Raw genomic sequence first — 1,372 nt, 5'->3', positions numbered from 1 at the left:
CGGACCCCGAACTCCCGCAGCAGCGCGACCCGCTCCTCGGGCGAGCGCCGGTAGCGGATCGGCCACGGCCGGCCGATCTTCGGTCCGGCCTCGTCGAAGACTGCCCACACCGCACGCTGGATGCCGGGCGGCAGGAAGTGGACGTGCAGGTCCATCAGGCCGGGCAGCCCGAGCTCCTCCCAGAACGCGCGCACCTGGCGCGCATCGGTTTCGAGGCTCGCCGGCTCTCGCACCTCGTCCAACGAGTCCTCGTCAGTCACGCATGCCCTTGAGGCGCCGGCCGATCGCCTCTTCCTTCTCCCGATCGGCGGTCCGCTCGGCGATGGCCTGGCGCTTGTCCCACGACTTCTTGCCCTTGGCGAGGCCGATCTCGATCTTGGCGCGGCCCTTGAGGAAGTAGAGCGCCAGCGGGACGACCGTGTGCCCCTTCTCGCTGACCTTGCGCTCGATCTTGTCGATCTCGTCGCGGTGCAGCAGGAGCTTGCGCTTGCGGCGGGCGGCGTGGTTGGTCCAGGTGCCCTGCGCGTACTCGGGGATGTGGACCCCGTGGAGCCAGGCCTCGCCGCCGTCGATGTCGACGAAGCCGTCGACGAGGCTGGCGCGGCCCATCCGCAGCGACTTCACCTCGGTGCCCTGCAGGACGAGGCCGGCCTCGAAGGTGTCCTCGATGTGGTAGTCGTGGCGCGCCTTCTTGTTGGACGCGACGAGCCTGCGCCCCTCGGCGTCCTCCTTCTTCGCGCCCGACGTCCCCGACTGCCCAGACTGCCCAGACTGCTTGGCCATGTCCTGATTGTCTCAGGAGGGCGCAACGGGTTTGGGCCGGCCTACATGTAGCCCATCGGGTCGACCGGCTCGCCGTTGCGCAGCACCGTGAAGTGCAGGTGGCAGCCGGTGGACCAGCCGGTGCTGCCGACGTAGCCGACGACCTGGCCGCGCTTGACGTGCGCGCCCTGGCCGACCGCATAGCTGCTGAGGTGGTTGTAGACGAGGGTGATCGAGGCGCCGTTGACCTTGCCGATGGCGAGGTAGAGGCGGTTGCCGTAGACCTCGTCGTAGTAGGTGTTGATGACGGTGCCGGACTCCCCTGCCCACAGCGAGGAGCCGCAGCCGGCGCCGAAGTCGGTGCCGTTGTGCAGGCCGTAGTAGCCGTAGATCGGGTGGGTCCGATAGCCGAAGGGCGAGGTGACCGGGCCGTCGGCGGGCCGGTGCAGGAGGCCGCCGGTGTCACCGTTGTAGCTGCCGCCCTGGCGGCGGGAAAGGGCGAGGATCTGCGACTTGATCCGCGCCTCGCGCTTCTCGAGGCGCTTGAGCGCGGCTCGGTCACGGGCCCGGGCGCGCACGACGGCGGCGCGGGCGTTCTCGGTGCTCGACG

Annotated in this window: 2 protein-coding genes and 1 pseudogene; all 3 read right to left on the bottom strand. The window is 69.9% G+C overall.

Translation table 11 applies throughout. The annotated features are described in order from the left end of the window. Positions 1-260, bottom strand: a pseudogene (locus E9934_RS19400) (hypothetical protein); the annotation flags it as partial. Further along, positions 253-783 (bottom strand): SsrA-binding protein SmpB, encoded by a 531-nt coding sequence (smpB, locus tag E9934_RS19395; RefSeq protein WP_136564549.1) that lies wholly within the window; start codon positions 781-783, stop codon positions 253-255. The gene smpB and the pseudogene E9934_RS19400, both read right to left, overlap by 8 nt. A 41-nt stretch (positions 784-824) precedes the next feature. Next, positions 825-1,372 (bottom strand): M23 family metallopeptidase (locus tag E9934_RS19390; protein WP_136564548.1); only part of this gene is annotated, 548 nt, incomplete at its 5' end.

It is taken from the genome of Nocardioides caeni, assembly GCF_004912195.1.
Lineage (GTDB): Bacteria > Actinomycetota > Actinomycetes > Propionibacteriales > Nocardioidaceae > Nocardioides > Nocardioides caeni.
The sequence above is the reverse complement of the archived record's forward strand: the minus strand, read 5'-3'. Positions and strand labels throughout refer to the sequence as shown.